Genomic DNA, 1,726 nt, shown 5'->3' with positions numbered 1-1,726 from the left:
GCCTTGCCTGCTAGGGGGTAAGACGGTATCTGCACCTACCGTGCTTGCTCAGTGTCCTCAACGTCGCGGCGTGAAGCTGGCCGCCACTGCGGCGATGTCCGATCATCGCGGTTCCTTCGAACGAGAACGCAAGCATGGACCTTGGAATCGTCGGCAAATGGGCGCTGGTCTGCGCCGCGAGCAAGGGGCTGGGACTGGGCTGCGCGCAGGCGCTGGCCCGCGAAGGCGTGCATGTGACGATCGTGGCGCGTGGCCAGGCCGGGCTGGAGGCGGCCGCGGCGCAGCTGCGCGCGCTCGACGGCGGTGGCGAGGTGGTCGCGGTGGCGGCGGACATCGCCACCGAGGCCGGCCGCGCCGCTGCACTGGCCGCCTGCCCGCAGGTCGACATCCTGATCAACAACGCCGGCGGACCGCCGCCCGGCGATTTCCGCGACTGGGAACGCGAGGACTGGCTGCGCGCGCTCGACGCCAACATGCTGGCGCCGATCGCGTTGATCCGCGCCACCGTCGATGCGATGCAGGCGCGCGGCTTCGGCCGCATCGTCAACATCACCTCGGCCGCGGTGAAGGCACCGATCGACAGCCTGGGGCTGTCCAACGGCGCGCGGGCGGGCCTTACCGGCTTCGTCGCCGGGCTGGCGCGGCGCACGGTGGCGCACAACGTGACCATCAACAACCTGCTGCCCGGGCAGTTCGACACCGACCGGCTGCGCGGCAACATCGCCCACGCCGCGCAGCGCGAGGGCATCGATCCCGTCGACCTGGCCGAACGCAAGCGCCAGCAGATTCCGGCCGGGCGCTTCGGCACCGCGGAAGAATTCGGTGCGGCCTGCGCCTTCCTGTGCAGCGCGCAGGCCGGCTACCTGAGCGGGCAGAACCTGCTACTGGATGGCGGCAGCTATCCGGGGACGTTCTGAAGAACCGGGATTGGGGATTCGGGAGTGGGGATTGGTAAGCCGAGATGCGCCGCGCGTGCGTAGAACGCGGTGATGCGGGCGCCACCGCTGGCCGCGGCGCGACGCCGGCGGCGATAATGGGCGGATGGATCCTTCCGCGTTCGACTCCCAGCACATCCGCCGCGCGTTCGCGCGTGCCGCCGCCAGTTACGATGCCGCCGCAGCGCTGCAGCGCGAGGTGCAGGGGCGCTTGCTGGAATCGCTGGACTACCTCGGCGACCGCGTCCCGCAGGTGGTGCTGGACGTAGGCAGCGGCCCGGCACATGCCGCCGCGGCGATGAAGAAGCGCTGGCCACGCGCACAGGTGATCGCGCTCGACCAGGCCCTGCCGATGCTGCAGCAGGCCAAGCGCCAGGCCGGCTGGTGGAAGCCGTTCGGCCGCGTCTGCGCCGATGCGCGCGCGCTGCCGCTGGCCGAGCACAGCGTCGATGTGATCTTCAGCAATCTGTGCCTGCAGTGGGTCGAGGACCTGCCGGCGGTGTTCGCCGGATTCCGCCGCGTGCTGCGCCCCGGCGGCCTGCTGCTGTGTTCCAGCTTCGGCCCGGACACCCTGATCGAACTGCGCGAGGCCTTCGCCCAGGCCGACCGGACCACACCGCACGTGAGCCGCTTCGCGCCGATCGCGCAGTTCGGCGATGCGCTGATGCTGTCGGGCTTCCGCGATCCGGTGCTGGACCGCGACGTGTTCAACCTGACCTATCCGGACCTTGCCGCGCTGATGCGCGAACTGCGCGCGATCGGCGCCACCAACGCGCTGCAGGCGCGCCGCC

2 protein-coding genes are annotated in these 1,726 nt (G+C 70.9%); both read left to right on the top strand.

Features of this window, described 5'->3' with window-relative positions:
- Positions 1-134 precede the first annotated feature (134 nt).
- Positions 135-917 (top strand): SDR family oxidoreductase, encoded by a 783-nt coding sequence (locus tag D180_RS11170; RefSeq protein WP_017912864.1) that lies wholly within the window; start codon positions 135-137, stop codon positions 915-917.
- A gap of 124 nt (positions 918-1,041) precedes the next feature.
- On the top strand, positions 1,042-1,726 hold a 685-nt coding region (bioC, locus tag D180_RS11165; protein WP_017908413.1), incomplete at its 3' end, for a malonyl-ACP O-methyltransferase BioC.

Origin of the sequence: Xanthomonas sp. SHU 166 (assembly GCF_000364685.1) — a bacterium.
In the GTDB taxonomy this organism is placed as follows: domain Bacteria; phylum Pseudomonadota; class Gammaproteobacteria; order Xanthomonadales; family Xanthomonadaceae; genus Xanthomonas_A; species Xanthomonas_A sontii.
The sequence above is the reverse complement of the archived record's forward strand: the minus strand, read 5'-3'. Positions and strand labels throughout refer to the sequence as shown.

Excerpts from the sequence above, each read along its gene's own strand:
- D180_RS11170 (WP_017912864.1), top strand. The coding sequence starts at position 135 with ATGGACCTTGGAATCGTCGGCAAATGGGCGCTGGTCTGCGCCGCGAGC.